The 19,178-nt window shown below is 41.4% G+C and carries 16 protein-coding genes, 1 pseudogene and 1 riboswitch; of the genes and pseudogenes, 2 read left to right on the top strand and 15 right to left on the bottom strand.

Annotated elements, in window-relative coordinates; all coding sequences use genetic code 11:
- Nucleotides 1-188: 188 nt before the first annotated feature.
- The 15 genes and pseudogenes from BN6556_RS11630 to BN6556_RS11560 all read right to left on the bottom strand — a co-directional run bounded on the left by BN6556_RS11630 (nt 189) and on the right by BN6556_RS11560 (nt 16,534).
- Nucleotides 189-1,721 carry a sodium:solute symporter family protein gene (locus tag BN6556_RS11630; protein ID WP_066191519.1) on the bottom strand — a complete coding sequence of 511 codons (1,533 nt, stop codon included), beginning with the start codon at nt 1,719-1,721 and terminating at the stop codon, nt 189-191.
- 95 nt (nt 1,722-1,816) lie between these two features.
- Nucleotides 1,817-2,227 (bottom strand): Zn-ribbon domain-containing OB-fold protein, encoded by a 411-nt coding sequence (locus tag BN6556_RS11625; RefSeq protein WP_066191516.1) that lies wholly within the window; start codon nt 2,225-2,227, stop codon nt 1,817-1,819.
- Nucleotides 2,224-3,387: a thiolase family protein gene (locus BN6556_RS11620; protein ID WP_066191514.1), complete on the bottom strand. Its 1,164-nt coding sequence runs from the start codon at nt 3,385-3,387 to the stop codon at nt 2,224-2,226. The genes BN6556_RS11625 and BN6556_RS11620 overlap by 4 nt, the downstream gene beginning before the upstream one ends.
- Nucleotides 3,387-5,318: an acetoacetate--CoA ligase gene (locus BN6556_RS11615; RefSeq protein WP_066191511.1), complete on the bottom strand. Its 1,932-nt coding sequence runs from the start codon at nt 5,316-5,318 to the stop codon at nt 3,387-3,389. The genes BN6556_RS11620 and BN6556_RS11615 overlap by 1 nt, the downstream gene beginning before the upstream one ends.
- The gene (locus BN6556_RS11610) at nt 5,315-6,481 is read right to left on the bottom strand and encodes a thiolase family protein (protein WP_066191508.1); all 1,167 of its coding nucleotides are present in this window, start codon (nt 6,479-6,481) and stop codon (nt 5,315-5,317) included. The genes BN6556_RS11615 and BN6556_RS11610 overlap by 4 nt, the downstream gene beginning before the upstream one ends.
- Nucleotides 6,482-6,556: 75 nt before the next feature.
- A riboswitch (SAM riboswitch) is annotated at nt 6,557-6,666 on the bottom strand.
- 444 nt (nt 6,667-7,110) lie between these two features.
- A complete protein-coding gene (yidC, locus tag BN6556_RS11600) occupies nt 7,111-7,911 on the bottom strand; it encodes a membrane protein insertase YidC (RefSeq protein WP_066191502.1) in 801 nt (266 codons plus the stop codon).
- A complete protein-coding gene (locus BN6556_RS21940; RefSeq protein ID WP_130859566.1) occupies nt 7,860-8,231 on the bottom strand; it encodes a hypothetical protein in 372 nt (123 codons plus the stop codon). Before BN6556_RS21940 ends, yidC begins: the two co-directional genes overlap by 52 nt.
- 116 nt (nt 8,232-8,347) lie before the next feature.
- Nucleotides 8,348-9,832, bottom strand: coding sequence for an alpha-L-fucosidase (locus BN6556_RS11595; protein WP_066191499.1), 1,485 nt, complete (start codon nt 9,830-9,832; stop codon nt 8,348-8,350).
- A 206-nt stretch (nt 9,833-10,038) separates the two neighbouring features.
- Complete coding sequence (locus BN6556_RS11590; protein ID WP_078060077.1) at nt 10,039-10,812, bottom strand: sugar phosphate isomerase/epimerase family protein; 774 nt, start codon at nt 10,810-10,812, stop codon at nt 10,039-10,041.
- Nucleotides 10,813-10,827: 15 nt separating this feature from the next.
- Nucleotides 10,828-11,823 (bottom strand): hydroxyacid dehydrogenase, encoded by a 996-nt coding sequence (locus tag BN6556_RS11585; RefSeq protein WP_066191495.1) that lies wholly within the window; start codon nt 11,821-11,823, stop codon nt 10,828-10,830.
- Between the two features lie 2 nt (nt 11,824-11,825).
- A complete protein-coding gene (locus BN6556_RS11580; protein WP_066191493.1) occupies nt 11,826-12,845 on the bottom strand; it encodes a dienelactone hydrolase family protein in 1,020 nt (339 codons plus the stop codon).
- Nucleotides 12,846-13,063: 218 nt separating this feature from the next.
- Nucleotides 13,064-14,008, bottom strand: coding sequence for a bile acid:sodium symporter family protein (locus BN6556_RS11575; RefSeq protein ID WP_066191491.1), 945 nt, complete (start codon nt 14,006-14,008; stop codon nt 13,064-13,066).
- A gap of 200 nt (nt 14,009-14,208) precedes the next feature.
- Nucleotides 14,209-15,068: pseudogene (locus tag BN6556_RS11570) on the bottom strand (Rpn family recombination-promoting nuclease/putative transposase).
- Nucleotides 15,069-15,161: 93 nt separating this feature from the next.
- Nucleotides 15,162-15,707, bottom strand: coding sequence for an NUDIX hydrolase (locus tag BN6556_RS11565; RefSeq protein WP_161485701.1), 546 nt, complete (start codon nt 15,705-15,707; stop codon nt 15,162-15,164).
- 50 nt (nt 15,708-15,757) lie between these two features.
- Nucleotides 15,758-16,534, bottom strand: coding sequence for a helix-turn-helix transcriptional regulator (locus BN6556_RS11560; RefSeq protein ID WP_161485700.1), 777 nt, complete (start codon nt 16,532-16,534; stop codon nt 15,758-15,760).
- Nucleotides 16,535-16,664: 130 nt separating this feature from the next.
- Between BN6556_RS11560 and BN6556_RS11555 the strand changes: the two genes are divergently transcribed.
- Together BN6556_RS11555 and arfA are read left to right on the top strand one after the other, a co-directional pair.
- Complete coding sequence (locus BN6556_RS11555; RefSeq protein WP_066191483.1) at nt 16,665-17,615, top strand: glycoside hydrolase family 43 protein; 951 nt, start codon at nt 16,665-16,667, stop codon at nt 17,613-17,615.
- 8 nt (nt 17,616-17,623) lie between these two features.
- Nucleotides 17,624-19,129, top strand: a complete 1,506-nt coding sequence (gene arfA, locus BN6556_RS11550; RefSeq protein ID WP_316245344.1) for an arabinosylfuranosidase ArfA — start codon at nt 17,624-17,626, stop codon at nt 19,127-19,129.
- Nucleotides 19,130-19,178: the final 49 nt, after the last annotated feature.

Below are 19,178 nucleotides of genomic sequence, written 5' to 3'. Positions count from 1 at the left end.
GTTGGCAGTTTTTTGTCCGTGAGATCCATTCTTACGGACAAAATTTCACGATTCAGTGGTTTTTTGTCCGTGAGATTCTTTCACCGGTCCGTAAAATCTGGTTACTTTCTGTTCTGTGAATTATCTGACGCGTTAAACAACAAAACAAGGACAGCGCCCATCATCTGAGACTGTCCTTGTTTTATTTATTATGCGTTGATCTCTGACTCATTTGTTGTAGATCGATTCGCTTTTTTTAATACCATATCTTCATGTTCCTGCGTGGCAGTGAGTAATCCAATCACAATCATCACCGCAAAAGAAACTAATGAAGCGAAGAACATGGCTAAATAGATATTTTCGATTACATTAAGTTGTGTAAAGACAACATACAATCCAGCGCCAGAGATAACAGCACCTATTGCCCCATAATTCGTTGCCTTCTTCCAGAAATATCCTAGCGATATCGGTGCCAAAATGCCAGATAGGATCGCGGAAAAACTAAATTGGATCAATATCGATAGAGAATCTGGCCGGTCCAATGAAATATATAAAGACAATAACCCTACTACAATCAAGGAACCCTTAGCTACTTTAACCGATTGTGATTCTAATTTCGCTGCCGTAATCCCCTTCTTAAATACAGGTGCCAAAATACGATAGAAGTCATTTCCAATACTGGTAGTAACACCTAGATACAGGCTATCTGTACTGGAAAGGATCGCCGAAATAATCCCGACAATCATGATGGCTGCAATAATACTTGGGAATGACTCAATCACATAAGCAGGAATAGCCGCATCCGCACTCTCCAGAGCTGGGAAAAGTACACGTGCTGCCAACCCTCCTAAAACCATTAAGGTAGAAATAACAAATAACACCAATCCAGACGAAAGCGTAAATGGAGCCAGCTCTTCTTCCGTTTCAATCGATAAAATTTTATTCAGTAAGTGTGGCATAAGAATAAAACTAAATAGCAAGAACTGCACGGCCATAATGGCTAACACACTATTATAAGGGCCTTCCGCTCCAACAAATGAGGTGAGGTTCGGATCAATCGCACTCAGTTTGCTACCTAGTTCACCAAATACATTGAAACCGCCGCCGATCGTCCAAAAGAAAGATATAACTATCAAGATGGAGGCAATTGCCATTAATAAACCTTGAATACCATCCGTAATCATCTGGGCGTATGCCCCACCTAAACCTATATATAGAATAGTTATCGTAACACCGACGATAATTCCCCAAAAATATGGGATGCCAAGCACGGTTTCAAAAATAGTTGCCAAACCTACATTCTGACCAACGATATAATAAACATTAAATAAGATTAATAAGGATACAATTACTTGCAATGCCTTGGAATTATAACGTTTACCCAGCCATTCCGGTACCGTTGATACACGGCCGAATTTCTTACCGTAACGCCAAAATGTTTTAGCAAAAATTAATAGACCTACCCAAGAAACCCCGAAACAACCTAGTGTATACCATAACACCGACGTACCATATTCATAAGCCAACCCAGGCACCCCAATAAATAAATTTGCACTGGAATACGACGCCGCAAAGCTCGCACCCACTAGCCAAGGGCTTACCTTACCTCGTGCGGTGGCAAAACCATTCATTGATTTACTATGCTGTCTCCCTTTCTTTCCAATCCAAGTTACCAAAACAAAATATCCAATTAATAAAATAATAACAGTCCAAAGTAATAAACTATTTGCCTCTCCCAACATAACTGACAACCACCTTTAACTTTTTTTATAAAACTTTGTCCAAATGGTTAAACCTACTACCCAAAAAAATACAATGAACAAAAAGTAGGTAAGAATCATACGTGAGCTCCTTTCTTTCGGAAAAACGGTAATACAAAAGCATCCACTTCTTGATAATTTATTTCCACTGGCATTTGATAACGCAGTTCCACTTCATCGATGATTAGATGGGCTAATAACGAAGGGCCTTCTTCTAACTCAACGATGCCTACCACGTAAGGTGTCCGTTCTTGCCATGCTGGATGTCCAGCTCGATAGACAACACTCCATGTTGTTAATTTTCCATTCCCTGAGGCCGGACGCCATTCTAGGCGGGAGCCAAAACAATGGGGACAATGTGCTCGTGGATAAAACACCGCCTGACCACAATCCAGACAATATTGCAGATAGAACTGCTTTTTTTGTATATAATCCCAAAATGGTTGAGTTATAGGAGTGATCGTTGGTTGCGGTAATGAGATATTCATGATGACGTTCCTCCTAACACTAAAGCTGTTGTCTCACTTAAAGTCGCTCCATTACCAGTGACGAGGGCGTGCTTTGCCTCTGGAATCTGGCGCCCAACCGCTTCACCGCGCAATTGTGTTACGGCTTCAATAACATGTGACATACCGCCTGCCAAATCCGCCTGACCAAATCCTAATTGACCTCCATGGGTGTTTAAGGGATAATCCCCATCATGACTGAACGTGTGTGATCGGACAAAAGAGCCAAATTGACCGAGTTCACAAATGCCGAGGCTTTCCAGCTGTACAGCAACTACACTCGTATAACAGTCATAAAGAGAGAGTAAGTCTAGATCCTTCCCGGTTAAACCTGCTTGATTCAAGGCATAAGGTATCGAATAGGAGAAAGGATGTCGATCCACTGCTGGAGCTTGGCTAACCGCTCGGTGTGTGATTTTTTCACCTGCCCCTTTTAGATAAACGGGCTTCTGCTTAGCCTTTTCCGCCTTCTCTTCTAAGGTCACGATCACCGCCGCACCTCCTGCGCATGGCATCACAATCTCTAATAAATGAAGCGGATCGGAAATAATCGGTGACTGTAAGATATCTTCTAATTCCACAGGTTTGTCATGAAAAATTGCTTTAGGATTCTTACGAGCGTTCTTTCTTGCCCAATAAGCAATCCGTGCAAAATCTTCTTGTGTTGATCCGTAGTTTTCCATATGCAGCCTTTTTAACAAGGCATAGGATGTATTGGCACCAGATGCTCCAAATGGAACATCAAACTCACGGATCGGATTACGATTCGGTGAACGTGGCGGATTACCTCGTTCATTTTTATTCGCTAATACACAGACGACTGTTTCACACATGCCTGCCTCAATTGCAGCTGCAGCGCGCCAGATCATACCTGCGCCAGTAGCACCACCTAAGTCTACCGTGTTAGACATCGAGGGCTCCAAGCCTAAATATTCGGCTACAGTTGCTGGTACATGCTGAGGCGTTTCTCCTACTTGAGGTCCAACGAGCAGACCATCTATATCTTCCTTCGATAATCCTGCATCCTGTAAGGCCAATTGCACCGACTCGGCGATAAAGCTTAACGTCGTTTTTTCTTCTGAATAGCGTACAGGCTGTAACTCCCCAATACCAATAATCGCACCTTTTGGACGCTTCACCATTAATAGCACTCCCTTTTCTTGATATGGGTGAAATCTGCTAGACATTCCGGATTGCGTATAGAAGCCTTATTTTTCACTTCTTTCCCAATCGCCTCTGTCTTCGCCGCTCCCTCTACTTTTTTACCATTATTCGTATGAGGTACATCGGCAACTTGATAAATGCGACGGGGGACATGGCGTGGAGAAGCCTTCAAGCGAATCTCCTGTCTGATTTCTTTGGCTAATCCCTTTGTCAATTCATCCACCACTACACAAAGGACAATCTCTTCGTCATTGTCACAAGGTAAGCCGAATACTATCGAATCTTCCACTGCTTTTATCTGTTCCAATACACGATAGATTTCTGCTGTTCCGATTCGCACACCACCCGGGTTTAATACGGTATCGGCACGACCATAGATAACAAAAGTTTGGTCAATCGTTTGTTCCGCAAAGTCACCATGTGTCCATATACCAGGCCGTTCCGAAAAATAACTTTTCTCATATCTCTCGTCTCCGCCTTCACCGTAAAAAGTGATCGGCATACTTGGAAATGGCTGCGTGCAAACGAGATCTCCCTTTTGGTCATAGACTGCCACCCCTCGGTCATCAAACACGTCAACCGACATACCTAGCGCTTTGCAGCTTATTTCTCCTCGTTTAACTGGATGGATGGGAGAGCCCATTACAAAGCATCCCATAATCTCTGTACCGCCAGAAATCGAGGCCAAATAGAGATCCGTTTTTACCGTCTGATAAATCCAGTCATATTGCTCTGCTGCTAATGGAGCACCACAGGACAGAATGCTTTTTAACCGGGTTAAGGGATAACGTTCTTTTAGGACGATATTCTCTTTCATTAAGGTTTCTAAATATTTCGGGCTTGTGCCAAAATGGGTTAGTCCTACTTCCTCAGCAATATTCCATAAATGTGCTGGTTTATCTGGTAACACAGGAGCACCATCATATAATAAAACCGAAGCTCTGCTCGCTAAACCAGATACGAGCCAAGGATACATCATCCAAGCCGTATTGCTATACCAAAATAGCACATCCTCTTCTTTCAGGTTACAATGAAGCTGATGTTCTTTCACATGCTGCAGTAATGTGCCGCCAACCGAATGGACAATGGCTTTTGGCAATCCCGTTGTACCGGAAGTATAGAGGATATACACTGGGTCGCGAAAAGCTATTTGTTCAAAAACCGGCTCCACTGCGTCGTTATCAAGCAGCTCTTCCCAGGTCAAGCCACCTTCTACCTCTCCCAGTGTCGTAACCACTTTAGCAATACTGCCGACTTGTTCCACGGTTTCCAAGACCTTATCGGTGATGTCAAATGGCTTTTGTTTATATTGATACGTAAGATTAGCGATTAATACTTTCGGCTGTACCTGTCCGATCCGGTCAACAATCCCTTTTGCACCAAAATCAGGTGAACAGGACGTCCATACGGCTCCAAGCGAGGTCGTCGCTAATAAGGCAATCAAACCTTCTACATTATTATTGGTAATTCCAGCAACACGATCACCCTTCCCAACACCTAATGAACGAAGGCCGCGCTGTGCTTTCGCCACTTCGATTCGCAATTCGGCATAGGTTATTTGCCCAGTCACGCCTGTTTCATCTGCTTCATAAGCAGCAATCTTATTGGGATTTCCTTGCAAGAGATTTTCGGCAAAATTCAGCCGTGCTTCCGGAAAAAAGGTAGCTTCTTTCATCGTCTTGCCAGGCAAATAAGCAATCGTACCTTTCTCTCCTATCAGCTCGGCGTAATCCCAAACAGCCGACCAAAAGGCACCGATATGGGTTATCGACCAGCGATGCAACCTTTCATAAGGGAATAATGGCTGATTCACTTGTGTGGCGAAGCTTTTTAAGTTTGATTGTTCGATATCCTGCTGAGTAGGCTCCCATAATAAATGATGATTGCGTTCTTTTATTTCCACACTCATGCTTTATCCCCTTTCCCATTTACCTCTATTAATATCGCGATTCCTTGTCCGCCACCACCACATAATGCAGCGATTCCTTTCCCCCCACCTCGTCGTCTTAATTCGTAGGCAAGAGTTAGAACCAGTCGGAAACCGGTACCGCCTAATGGGTGACCAATAGCTATTGCACCACCATTTACATTTAATTTATCCTCGGAAATAGATAATTGATTGGCACTGGCAATAACGACACTGGCAAATGCCTCATTTATTTCAAATAAATCAATATCTTCCACGGTAAGTTTTTGCTGTTTTAATACCATTTCGATGGCATCTGCTGGTTTGGTTTGTAGGCTGGTATCTGGCCCTGCAGTTTCTGCCCAATCCTTGACACAAGCAAGTGGCTCCGTATTCAACTCTTCTGCCTTAGCTGAAGTAGTGACAATTCCAACACTCGCACCATCCGTCATTTGTGAAGCGTTCCCTGCCGTAATCGTTCCATCCTTTGCAAAAACAGGTGACAAACCTGCTAATTTATCCAATGTGGTCTGAGGCCGTATTCCCTCATCTTCTACTAACACCTGATCAAACGGCACGATTTCTTCCGCTAATCGTCCAGCGTCACGCGCTTTTGCTGCCCGTGTTTGTGATAAAAAAGCTATGTTATCTTGCTCTTCTCTAGTAATGTGAAAGGATGGGTTATACTGCTCTGTCAACACGCCCATGGATTGTTCACTCAAGGCGCAGGATAATCCATCTCGAAGCAAGGTATCCGTCATTTGCTGATGACCAAAGTCTTTGGGTTTAGGCTTTGGAATGACGTAAGGAGCGTTGGACATGGAATCCATTCCACCAACAATGTAGGTGTTCCCTTCGCCAAGTTTGATTCTTCTTACAGCGTCGATCACGGTGGCTACCCCGCCAAGACAAACATTATTTACTGTCATCGCCGGAATCCGACTGTCTAACCCCGCCTGAAATGCCACTTGCCTCGCAGGATTCTGTCCTTGGCCAGCTTGAATCACTTGTGCCAGTATCACGCCATCAATCGTTCCCAGAGTCGGATATTTTTCTATTAAATGAGTTAATGGTTTGCTGGCAAGTGATACAGCGTTATACCCCGCCAATGCCCCATTCCATTTACCATAAGGTGTTCGTTTCCCATCCAAAATAACAACTGTCATTATAATCCCCTCGTTCTATGTTATCGATCATCTAATAAAAAAAGCCCTCTTTCGATAAAAAGAGGACTGTTCCACTTCTTATCTGTCAGGATGATACCTGATGGATTTAGCACCTTTTAAGCTGCATGCACTTAAAGGTTGCCGGGTTTCGCAGGGCCATGTCCCTCCACCACTCTGGATAAGATATTTCTATATAATTTTATAAGTTTGGAAAACTCTCTATAGCAACATAGAGAGTTGATTGTATCTGCATCTATTAATATAGTAAAAAAGCGTTCAAATAATACCAAGTAACATGGTATACTTTATCACAAGGAAAAACCCTTGTCAAGAATTATCGAAAAATTTTTAAAACAGGAAAGCGATCTCGTTGCGGATGACGGACTTTTTTTCATAATTCTCTCTCATTTTGTCCGTCATTTCCAAGATGACGGACATTTTTTACGATTCTCCTCTCATTTTGGCCGTCATTTCCAAGATGACGGACATTTTTTACGATTCTCCTCTTATTTTGGCCGTCATTTCCGAGATGACGGACATTTTTTACGATTCTCCTCTCATTTTGGCCGTCATTTCCGTATCCACAAATAAAGAGACAGGGCAAACCACCCTGTCTCTTGAATAACCTTCTATGTTTGTTTCGATTTATAGCTAATGGCAGTGGATAAAGTTCCTGGTTGATACAGTTTCTTGGAAATCAGTGTTTGAACAATTAAAAACAAGCCACCCGTCGTCCAATACAGCGGAAGTGCTGCTGGTGCCCCAAAAGAAACCAGACCAATCATGACCGGTGAGATCAGACCAATGATCGCCATTTGTTTTTTCTGAGCGGGATCCATACCCATTTGTGTCACTCTTGATTGCACAAAATAAACCGCCATGGCTATCAATGCCATCCAGATATTTGCCTCTCCCAGGCTAAACCACAAAAAGGAATGAGTGGAAATCTCCGGTGTGCTACGAATCGCATAGTAAAAACCAATTAAGATCGGAAATTGAATGATAATAGGCAGACAGCCAAGCGATGCTAAAGGATTGATTTGGTGTTTCTGATAAAGTTGCATCGTCTCCTGTTGCATTTGCACATTGGCATCTTTACTGCTATCTTTATACTTTTCCTTGATTGCATCCATCTCGGGTTTTAGCACCTTCATTTTCTCCTGCATCTCGCGACTTGATTTCATTTGTTTTAGCATGAAAGGCATCAATAACAAACGTATCATCACCGTCAGCACGATAATAGACAGTCCATAATTATCCCCTAATAGAGTCGCCAAATGTTTGATAAGATAAGAAAATGGACCAATCAAATACTGATCAAAAAAGCCAGATGAATCTCCATCACCAACACAACCAGTTAAAAATAAAAGAATCGTTCCTACAATAAAACTATACTTGCCAAAGAAAGGGAATACAGATTTTTGTCCCATTGTGAACCTCCTCGTTTTTGTTTGCTTGGATAAAACGAGAAGGAATGATTATCACTATCATCATCAGGCACATCTATGCGCTTGGTTGTATGGGTTATCCAGTCTTGTACATCACGTGAATCCTCACGAGCGTCATCGATTGGCAGCCGCTTAAATGCCAATGCATGGTATTCTTTTGTATATCTCTGGTTTGCCATTATCGTACTACTAACATGAATATCTACCATTCGAAACGTGAAAATCATTGACAGGATGATACTCAAATAAAAGTACATTGGAGAAACTTCAGCTAATAAGTCATACAACAATTCAATCGCCATCTGTATTCACCTCCTTTCATTTGTCTATTTACTATTTACGTTGTGACAAGTTTATTTGTTTCATCTAATTTTTCATTATACTAAAAATAATATAAAATAGACAGTGGCAAATACAGTCAGTCCAATTCTATTTTTAATACCACTGGTTTATCTGATTGCACCTGCGTGGTTTTACACTGCAATCCGCTGCTTGTTCGCTTCCATACTGGTTTTTCTTCATAACCTAGTATCGTAACATCCTTGATAATTCCAGAAAAATGCGGCAGTTTCGACGCATCCTGGTCTGCCAGTGATTTGATATGGACCAATCCATCTTCAGGATACTGGAGCACAGTCGCATATAAATACGATCCGTTCACCGTAAAACGAATATCTTCCGAGGTAAACTGCTTCTGCTCCGCATCGGTAAACTGGCCTTCCTCGATAGTAGTAGGACCTTCGCCCGCTTGACGCCATACCTTACTGCCATAGATCGCTTCCCCATTTACCCGCAACCATTCTCCTATCTCTAACAAAATGTGTCTATCTTGGTCAGGTATGGTGCCATCTGCTTTTGGTCCGACATTTAAAAGCATAGTACCATTTTTGCTGACAATATCAACCAGATCACAAATCAGGCTATAACTTGTCTTATAATGGTTATTCTCGGTATATCCCCAAGAGTTGGTAGCTACAGAGGTACAAGTTTGCCAGAAATAGGGCTTCTGTTCGGCAAATTGTCCGCGTTCGATATCCAAGACGGCCGTGCCAAACATAAATGCATCATGCTTATAGTTGATCGCTACCTCAGCTCCCCATTCGGCAGCACGGTTATAATAATAGGCGGCAAATTCTCTCAAGTACGGCTTGGCAGCTGGATGCTGGATCCACCAGTCAAAATAAAATACCTTCGGACGATAATTATCCACGATTTCACAACAACGAGCCAGCCAATCTTCCATAAATTCTTCGCTAGGTGCAGGAGCATTCAAGTCATGTGTGCCATATTCCTTTTCAGCTGGCCAGTAAAAATCACCGCGAGTTAATGGTTCTTTGATGTCACTATCAAATTCTTTCCCATGCCCCATAAAGAACCAATGCTCTATTCGATGGGAGGATGCACAAAATGGGATGCTTCGCTCGGATAGAGATGTCTCTAATTCACCCATTAAATCCCGCTTCGGCCCCATATCATAGGCGTTAAAAGCTGATATATCACTGCGATACATCTGAAAACCATCATGATGCTCTGCAACTGGCATCACATATCGTGCACCTGCGTCAGCAAATAACTGCGCCCATTCTTCTGCGTCATAGTTTGTTGCTTGAAATTGAGGAATAAAATCCTTATATCCAAACGTTTTATGCTCCCCATAGGTTTTCCGATGGTGTTCAAATTCTGGAGAGCCTTGGATATACATATTACGAGAATACCATTCATTCCCAAAGGCTGGTATCGAGTACAATCCCCAATGAATGAAAATACCGAACTTCGCCTTCTGATACCAATTTGGTACTTGATATTGTGATAAAGAATCCCAAGTCGCATCAAATGGACCCTCCCGAATGACCCTTCTGACTGCCTGTAAGTACACTTCTACATCTTCTCTGCTAAAATTCATGACATCATACCTCCTATTTATTTTTTTGAATGTTGATTATATTCACAAAACACCGCTGGGCAATTATGATGCGCTTACATTATTTGACTAAACAACCGTTGTAAGGGAATATAAATCTATAATTGTTACCGGTAACTAAATAAACGATAGCCTTTACGCGCATGATAAGACAACACGTATCTGCCTTACCATGCACATCAACATCCTTATAGACTCGGCTTAAGCGTTTGTTTTAATTCATGCAGCGTCTGAGCATCTTCTAAGAATTGCTCTTCTTCATCATATTTAACAAATTCCATCAATACATATCGTTCCTTGCCGTCCTGAAATATCTCTCTTAAATATTGCAGCCACTCTGTTTGTCCCTCAGCTAAGTTTAAACGATCCTCAAAAGAATACCAATAGAAAATATGAACATTGGTTATCCAAGGTTTTACGGCTTCTATGCTAGCTAATCTTTCCTTTATGGATACACTATTGGGCGGCTGCCAATACGTAAAGACATTATCATGGTCAATCTCTTCCATTAATTGTCGTGCACTTTCCTTGGTATCTGTCAGCGTATTTCCATGGAATTCTAAATGAATGCTGATTCCATGCTTACTAGCCAAATCGGCAACTCGACGAGCGTCCTGTACGACCAACCCTCGATAATCATCACTTGCTTTATCGCTGCCTGTTACCCCTGCCCAGACACGAATCGCTGGTGCTCCTAATACCTCGGCCGACTGCAAAACCTCTTGAAATGCTTCCTCGTTATCCCCATAATCCGCCAAGCGGTAGTATGAGCCATAAGAGCTAATTTCCAACCCTTGATTTCTCGTCGCTTCTCCAATTTCTTGAGCCGTTTGCATATCTCCAGCTGGAACATGTGTATCAGCTCCCCATTCAATCGCATCCAATGCTGCCTGTTTTGTTAAATCAATGATTTCCTGAGGGCTTTTATCACGAAATGTTACCGAACATACTCCTAATTTCACAATAGACCTCCTTTTTTAAGCCATACGTACAAATTGCGCTTCACTAACTTCCCATTTTAATGGTTGATCATCTAGATACCTTTTTAATTCTTCCAACATAAAGCTTCCCATCCGTCCACATTCTTCGCCTTCACTTCCTGCTAAATGTGGGGTGATGACCACATTTGGCAGTTGAAACAGTAAGGAATCCTGGCTTGGCGGTTCAGGATGTGTCACATCAAGTATTGCGGTGATATCCTTGCGCGCTTGTAACACTTCGATCATTTCTTGCTCTCGAACAATCGCTCCTCTTGCTGTATTGATAAAACTGGATCCTTGCTTCATCAAGCGGAAATGATCTCCGCGAATCATCCCAATCGTTTCTTCCAGCAGCGGTGTATGTAAGGAGACCACATCTGCTTGTCGGAATAATTCCTCTAAGGAACAAAGTGTGACCCCCAGCTGATCCGCTTCCTCTTGCGTAATAAAAGGATCATACGCCAAAATATCGATGTCAAACGGACGCAACAATTCCAACGTATGTCTTCCTACCGTACTCAGCGAAATTAAACCAACTTTGCTTCGAAATGCCCCTTTTATGGCAAAAGGCTTCGGTGGATACTGTTTCGTTGCTTCAATCTCTCGGACAAACTCCCAACCATTTTTCAAACAAAAGAGAATCTGTGACAAAGTAAACTCTGCCACCGGCCTGCCATTAGCAGATACGGCGGTTGTAAATCGAATGCCATGATCCCATGCCTCCTGCTTTGCAATAGCCTTAATCGATCCTGCACCATATAGAACAAGTTGAAGATTTGGAGCAGCGTCTAGTAGTGTCTGATCAATAGCAGGTGCTCCCCACCCGGTAATGATAATCTCTACATCTTGCAATACCGATAAGTCTTTGCTTAACTCCTGTTGCGACATTGGTTCGGCTACAACGTTCACCAATGTGGCTATCTCATCTCGTATAAAAGAAGGATACACCAAATTAAAGGTATCTTGGTTCATTATGAATATAGCATTTTTCATGACTACCCCCCTTTTCCTTGCAGCAATTGTTGCTGTAACCAATTATACGCTTTTCTACCACTTACTTCATGTGCCCCTGGAAAAATATCATAACTAAATTTCTCTGGAGAAAATGTATAATATTCACTAATTTCCTCAATAGCCTCTTTGGTATATTGACTTGGAAAAATTGGATCGTTCTCGCCCGATTCAATAAACAGACTCCGTGGGGCAATCAAAGCAATCCACTCTGGCAGTTCCGCCACCGCCAAAATACCTGGAATATAATTATCAATACAATGGTGCATTGCCATCGTACTACCCTTAAATGTGTTGGCAAATCCAGTTAATACCGTTGCCTTGACTCGGGTATCTAAAGTGGCTGTAAAAGCGGACACCAATCCACCTCCTGAAAAGCCCATCATTGCTATATTATTTGCATCTACTTGAGCGTCCTCTTCTATATAATCTAGTATACACCGTGCCTCCCAAATCCGCAGACCAGCTAATGTTTTTCCTTCCATTAATAGATTGGTTGCCATCGATTCACAAGAATTTTCATTTCCCGCTTCTATATCTCTCGTCAAACGCCTCTCACCAAACCCAATTACTTCAGGCACAAAAACCTTGAAACCCTGATTCACTAACTGAATAGCAAACTGATGGTGAATCGTGTTTTCTTCTTTTTCCCCATCTTTAGTCAGCCCTACCGCTTCATGGACACCATATCCATGTCCGTGGACAGCCAGAACAGATGGAAAAACCTCTTGATTGGTCTTCGGTGTTAAAATAAACATTTTTATCTCCACAAGCTCTGTAACGGACAATGCTATTAAATCTCTGTGATATCTCTCACAATCCTTTGTTTCTAGCACACGTGTCTGAAAAGGAACTCGGGTATCATTTAAATACGAAAAATCTCCTAGCAATTCAAGAAGTGTATTAGTTAAAATCGATCTTCGCTCTGCCGGTCCTACCGCCTTGACAGACTCCTCTAATGCATTTTGATAAAATTGATCAAACAATTGATCTTCTTGATTCACCTAAGGCCACCTCTTCTCCAAAAGTTGTTTAACGATTGTACTCTGTATTTTATTTGAAGTGCTAGGAATATTGCAAGGATATCGCTTTCATTTAGAGGTGTTATCATAACCGAAGCCGCATTTTGTACCTGCTAAGATCCTTAACAGCAAAAATCACGACAAAAACTTCACATTTTTCAACAAGAAGCCGGACTGATTTGACCGACTTCTTTTCTATATTATTTCTGTGCCTTGTCACTAAGTTTCGACCAAAAAGTCGCTAGTACCGGCCCAGATATATTATGCCAGATACTGAATATCGTACTTGGCACGGCTGCTATCGGGTTGGCCGCAAAGAAGTTCAGTGCTAGTTGCGAGGCCAATGCTGAATTTTGCATGCCCGCCTCAATCGCAACCGCCTTTTGATCGGCGAAGTTCAGCTTACTTATCCTTGCCAATAGAAAACCTACCAGTAAACCTAGGATATTATGTAACATGACCACAACAAAAATGAGTAAGCCAGACGTTGCAATCGCCTCTGTATTGACAGAAACAACCCCTGCCGCTACTGCAACAATACCGATTACGGAGACAAGCGGTAGCGCAGTAACACTTTTTTCCACCTGCTCTCGGAACAGCATACGCACAACAAAGCCCAAAATAATCGGAATCAATACTACCTTTACAATAGAAAAAAACATATCAACAAAAGACACAGACATCCATTCACTTGCTAACAATAGAGTGAGCGTTGGTGTCAGTATCGGTGATAATAGCGTAGAAACGGTAGTTGTAGCTACAGATAAAGCCGTATTTCCTTTCGCCAAAAAGGTAATCACATTCGACGCTGTCCCGCCAGGACAACAGCCAACCAAAATAACACCTACCGCAATTTCCGGTGTTAACTGAAAAACTTTTACCAATAAATAAGCAAATAAAGGCATAATTGTATATTGTGCAATCACTGCGATCAATACACTTCTTGGTGTTTTGATAATTCCTTTAAAATCCTGTGGTGTCAGTGTCAAACCCATGCCGAACATAATAATTCCCAACAAGATGTTGACATATGAAATAATCCAGCTAAATCCACTAGGAAAGATAAAACTAATAATGGCAATAAGGATAACCCATAGTGCAAAGGTATTGCCCGCAAATGAACTAATTCTTCCTAAAACTTTCATTATAATCTCCTCAGACCTTTCGAATCCGTTTAAATATTCTAACATTTTTCAAAAACATCAACTTATCATATCAAATAAGGGAGATTACTGTCTAGTTCCTTTTTCGAAAACGAACGATAATGTACATGGGTTATCCGTTTACCTTAAAGCATTATCATTAGTGACAAGCTACTTCCTTATCTCACACCTGTTCCTACTAATTATTTAGAATTTCTTTTCAAGTCCTCAATCACCTCTTTTTCCAAACCGGTAATTCTTGAGATTAAATCTAAAGAAAAACCTTCCTTCAACATCACTACAGCATCCTCTTTTTTACCCATTTCCTTCCCTTTTTCCTCATACGAAATAGGCAGTTCCAAAATCTTTTCGGCATCGTCCGATCGTTTGATTTCCTCCATCAATTCTTCCTCCTCTTCTTCATTTAAGATTAAATAGCTTTCAAAAAATCCATAAATTAGTCGTTCTCTGGCTGGATCTAATTTCATTCGTACTAGCATACGCAGGAATTCTTTCTTTACTTCTACCTTTTCTTGCCCATTTTACTCAGAAGGGCTGCCGCTGCAGGGTTATCTGAACGAATATAGTCACGCCAATCTTTTTCACGCAAATGAAGGATCCTATAGTTAAAGGTTAACACATGATGGAAAGGGAAAGCCATCGTATATTGGTCATATTCCCAGTCTTCCTCGTAACTAAAAACAGCAATCGGCACAATCGGTTTTCTATACCTATTATACAACATGTTAAAATAAAGAAACATGCGCTCATGGAAATTCGACTGTTGGTAACTTTGTGGTTCGACATGGATAATCAGCATAGCATCGCTTTCTTTCAATTTGGTTTCCACGACAATATCCAAGCGGCGAGTGTCTCCATCATGCAAGTCGGAAAATACTTCTTCTGAAAGGGGTTTGATGGTGGCAAAGTCTAAATAAGCGTGGACATCAGGAAAGAAGGCTTCCAGGAATTCTTCGAAAAAGTTGTGGATTAATTCTTTGAATAATTGGTCATGTTTGGTGTAGGTCTGAGGTGCTTCGCGAACGAGTGATAATACGGTCATTATAGCACGTCCTTTGTGAGGTTATGAGGGATGTATCGTGGTGAAGTTCTAAGACTAGTATAGCATCAATCACCAGGTAGAACAAGTGTTTGTTTACAAAATTTCCTTTTCTTTTATATAACATGTTTGTCTCGTTTTCAACCATTTTTCTAAAGCTCTCAGCACATGTGATTTTTTAATATAATGGCTTAATTCTCTTACAGGTACCCACTTTACTTGTACAATCTCACCATCAGGATCGTTCATTTGGGGTGTATCTTTTAAATCAACCTCTATTCTAAATACGGTCACTAGGCTATGTGCCGTATATTTCCGAATAAAACTTTCATGAATATACGCTAATTCCTGATTTTGCACATGCAGTCCAGTTTCTTCGTGTACCTCTCTATAAAGTGCCTTTTCAAGTGTTTCATTTAGCTCCACTACTCCACCTGGAAGACTCCACGTATAATCAGCATCGTTACTGTTATTTTGCACTAAAAGGATATTACTTCCTGATAGTATAATAGCTGAAACTATTCTATATAGGCTAAACTCTTCTGTGACTGTCATTTTTACTCCCCCTTGTATTTTAAACCTGGCTATTCTATAAAAATATATTACTTTCATTAGAATAAACCATGCACCATCCAGCTTCACAGTCAAAACTCCTAACAATATTATTAGATATTGAAAAGTTAATAAACTAATCATCTCAACCGCTTCTCTTGAAATTCCCGTGGCGAATATCCGACCGATCGTTTAAATTGACGCGAAAAATGGCTAGCACTGCCAAAACCACAGCTTTCCGATACATCTTGGATTACGGCCGCTTGGTTTACTAGCATTTGTTTAGCTTTATTTATACGTGCATTCAGCAAATCAGCCTTGGGCGAAATATAGAAGAATCGTTCATAATATGTGTAGAATTGGCTTTTCTCTAAATGTACAGCCTGGCACATCTGGGCAATCGTCCAATCCTTTTCACATTGAGTAAGTAAGGTAAAGCGAAGGTTACGAAAAGCAGCGTGTAACATACTAGCTTCTTCTGATTGATAAGATGGGACAAGTTGCCGCGAACTTTCTATCAACAGCTGACGAAGTAACATATCCATCATTTCTTGTTGAAAGATGTCTGGTGAAAGAAATTCCGCCTGGATCTTTTGAAATAGTTGATCGATTACTTCTATATTTTCAGGATAAAAAACTTCATTTAATGGCAACTGGTAATCTAGAGCATTCCTCCCTTGCATATGGAAGTGCACATAACTATTCTGGAACTCTTGTATTGCAGAATAATCTTGCGGATACTCAGGTGTAAACAGAATACAAGCACCTTCCTGTGCGTACACGATGGAATCAGTTAATACTATACGCATTGATTGATAGAAACGTAAAAAAAGATAACAACCTAACCCATTAGGACGATAAATCCTATCACCATCGCGATTATGACAGCTATAATCACAATAATCCAGTCTCAACATAAGCATCCCCCTTACCTTTCCTTGAGTATATCAAGACCGGAAGAAGTGTCAAGAACAACGGAAAAAAGCCTATTCTTTTTGAAAGGGTTTTCTAGTATGCTTATCCTAATAGTTTTAGGGAGGTAATAAGATGTGTGCCTATCTATTCGTTCACTTTAAAGAGAAAAGAACACCTGATGGCGAACAAGTTTATTTTGGCATCAGTCGTAATGGGTTTGATTGGGAATCTGTCAATCAAGAAAAGCCAGTGCTGTGGAGTTACTATGGTGACAAAGGTGTTCGTGACCATACCATTATCCGTACCAAGACTGGAGAATTTGTCATCCTGGCAACAGATTTGAGCTTATCCTATGGTATGTTGAATCAATATCAGGGATCATGGGAAACCATTTCACGCCATGGCAGCAAATCCTTAGCCCTATGGCGCTCCCAAGACCTAATCAACTGGGAACCGCAAGAAATGATACCACTTGGAAATGAGCATTTTGGTTGTCTTTGGGCACCAGATATCATCTATGACCAGCACAATGAGGATTACATCGTACATTGGTCTTCTGCCCATGCGGATAACAATTTTGGTCCAAAAGCGATTTATTATGCACGAACAAAGGATTTTCGTGATTTTAGCGAACCAAATATTCTGTATAAGAAAGAAGATAGTGGTGTGATTGATTCTGCGATGTACGAAGAAAATGGCCTGTACTATCTTTTTGTGAAAAGCGAAGGCCATCCAGCCAACATTATTCTATTACGTTCTGACCACATCACCGGTCCATTTGAAAAGATCGAGGCTTTTGATCATGGTATGGGTGAGCTGGAAACAGGCGTGTATGAAGCACCAACTGCTACAAAATTAGCAGATAATCGCTGGGCGTTATTTTTAGACTTTTATGGAACAAAAGACGCTGCCGGTCACGGTTATATCCCATTCCTGGCTGATTCCTTGGCTAGCGGTGAATTCACCCGTGCCGATACGAACTTTTCTTTTCCTTATGGTTTTAAGCATGGGACTATTCTAGCGATCACTGACGAAGAGTTTGAACGATTGCAACATTATCAAAAACAACCTTCCGAATATTAGAAAGGATGATAGACATGAAAAAAGCAAACTTACATATCAACAAACATTTTCAGATTGGTGAAATCGACAACCGCATTTATGGGTCCTTTATTGAACATCTTGGTCGTGCCGTATATGAAGGAATTTATCAACCGGAAAGCCCTTTTGCTGATGAACAGGGGTTTCGACAGGATGTCATTGATTTGGTCAAACAATTAAATGTTCCCGTCGTTCGCTATCCAGGTGGGAATTTTGTGTCAGGATATCGTTGGGAAAACAGTGTTGGACCAAAAGATAAACGACCAGAAACAGTTGACTTAGCATGGCAGGTCATTGAATCCAATCAATTCGGTTTAAATGAATTTATCGATTGGTCGAAAAAGGCGAAGACAGAAACTATGATGGCGGTTAATTTAGGCACTAGGGGAATCGAAGCTGCCAAAAATATTTTGGAATATAGCAATTTAAAAAGCGGGAGTTACTATAGTAACTTGCGCCGTCAGCATGGGTGGGAAGAGCCGCATGATATTAAGTTATGGTGTTTAGGCAATGAAATGGATGGCCCTTGGCAAGAGGGACATAAAACGGCTTATGAATACGGCCGACTTGCTGCTGAAACGGGACGTACCATGAAAATGATGGATCCAACAATTGAAACCGTGGCTTGTGGCAGCTCCTCATTGCAAATGTCGACATTCGGTGGATGGGAAGATACCGTGTTGATGGAGTGTTATGATCAAGTCGATTATTTATCCTTACATCAATATTATGGCAATCGTGATAACGATTCAGCTGGATTTTTAGCCAATACCGTCGCCATGGATCAGTTTATCAGCCAAGTCATCTCCATCTGTGATGCCGTCAAGGCGAAAAAACGTGGTAAAAAGGATATTCATCTCTCTTTTGATGAATGGAATGTTTGGTATCATTCTAATGAACAAGACAAAGACATTGAACGATGGACGCAGCACCCTCATCAATTGGAGGATGTTTATAATTTTGAAGATGCCCTCTTAGTAGCTGGCATGATGATTACCATGTTGCGACATGCCGATCGCATCAAGATTGCCTGCCTTGCTCAGCTGGTAAATGTGATCGCACCGATTATGACATCAGATACCGGGGCTTGGAAACAAACCATTTACTATCCGTTTGAGTTGATCAGTAATTTAGGTCGAGGCACCGTGCTACAAACAGAAATCGATGTCCCTTTTTATGAGTCTGTTCACGGTGATGCTCCCTACCTAGACTCTGTTGTTGTGATGAATGAAGAACAAGAATCCGTTACTATTTTTGCAGTAAACAAAGACTTGAAGGAACAAATGGAACTCACCGTTGATCTGCGTCAATTTGAAGGATATCAGGTGGACAAACATGTTGTATTAACCCATCCTGACTTAAAGGCAGAAAACACGGAGGCTCAGCCCAATAATGTCGTTCCAAAGGCGAATGGTAATGCAGCATTAGATGGCGGGCATTTACATGCGATTTTGCCTAATCAGAGTTTTCATGTGATTACGATTAAGAAGAAGTAGATTGGTATAATTGTACAATTAACGTGGTAAGCCTAAGCCTACCACGTTA

Origin of the sequence: Gracilibacillus timonensis, assembly GCF_900086715.1 — a bacterium.
Classification (GTDB): Bacteria; Bacillota; Bacilli; order Bacillales; family Amphibacillaceae; genus Gracilibacillus; species Gracilibacillus timonensis.
The sequence above is the reverse complement of the archived record's forward strand: the minus strand, read 5'-3'. Positions and strand labels throughout refer to the sequence as shown.

Coding starts and splice junctions, on each gene's coding strand:
- BN6556_RS11575 (WP_066191491.1), bottom strand. CDS start 14,008: ATGAAAGTTTTAGGAAGAATTAGTTCATTTGCGGGCAATACCTTTGCA.
- BN6556_RS11585 (WP_066191495.1), bottom strand. CDS start 11,823: ATGAAAAATGCTATATTCATAATGAACCAAGATACCTTTAATTTGGTG.
- BN6556_RS11625 (WP_066191516.1), bottom strand. CDS start 2,227: ATGAATATCTCATTACCGCAACCAACGATCACTCCTATAACTCAACCA.
- BN6556_RS11555 (WP_066191483.1), top strand. CDS start 16,665: ATGTGTGCCTATCTATTCGTTCACTTTAAAGAGAAAAGAACACCTGAT.
- BN6556_RS11630 (WP_066191519.1), bottom strand. CDS start 1,721: ATGTTGGGAGAGGCAAATAGTTTATTACTTTGGACTGTTATTATTTTA.
- yidC (WP_066191502.1), bottom strand. CDS start 7,911: ATGGGACAAAAATCTGTATTCCCTTTCTTTGGCAAGTATAGTTTTATT.
- BN6556_RS11595 (WP_066191499.1), bottom strand. CDS start 9,832: ATGAATTTTAGCAGAGAAGATGTAGAAGTGTACTTACAGGCAGTCAGA.
- BN6556_RS11560 (WP_161485700.1), bottom strand. CDS start 16,534: ATGTTGAGACTGGATTATTGTGATTATAGCTGTCATAATCGCGATGGT.
- BN6556_RS11620 (WP_066191514.1), bottom strand. CDS start 3,387: ATGGTGAAGCGTCCAAAAGGTGCGATTATTGGTATTGGGGAGTTACAG.
- BN6556_RS11615 (WP_066191511.1), bottom strand. CDS start 5,318: ATGAGTGTGGAAATAAAAGAACGCAATCATCATTTATTATGGGAGCCT.
- BN6556_RS21940 (WP_130859566.1), bottom strand. CDS start 8,231: ATGGCGATTGAATTGTTGTATGACTTATTAGCTGAAGTTTCTCCAATG.
- BN6556_RS11610 (WP_066191508.1), bottom strand. CDS start 6,481: ATGACAGTTGTTATTTTGGATGGGAAACGAACACCTTATGGTAAATGG.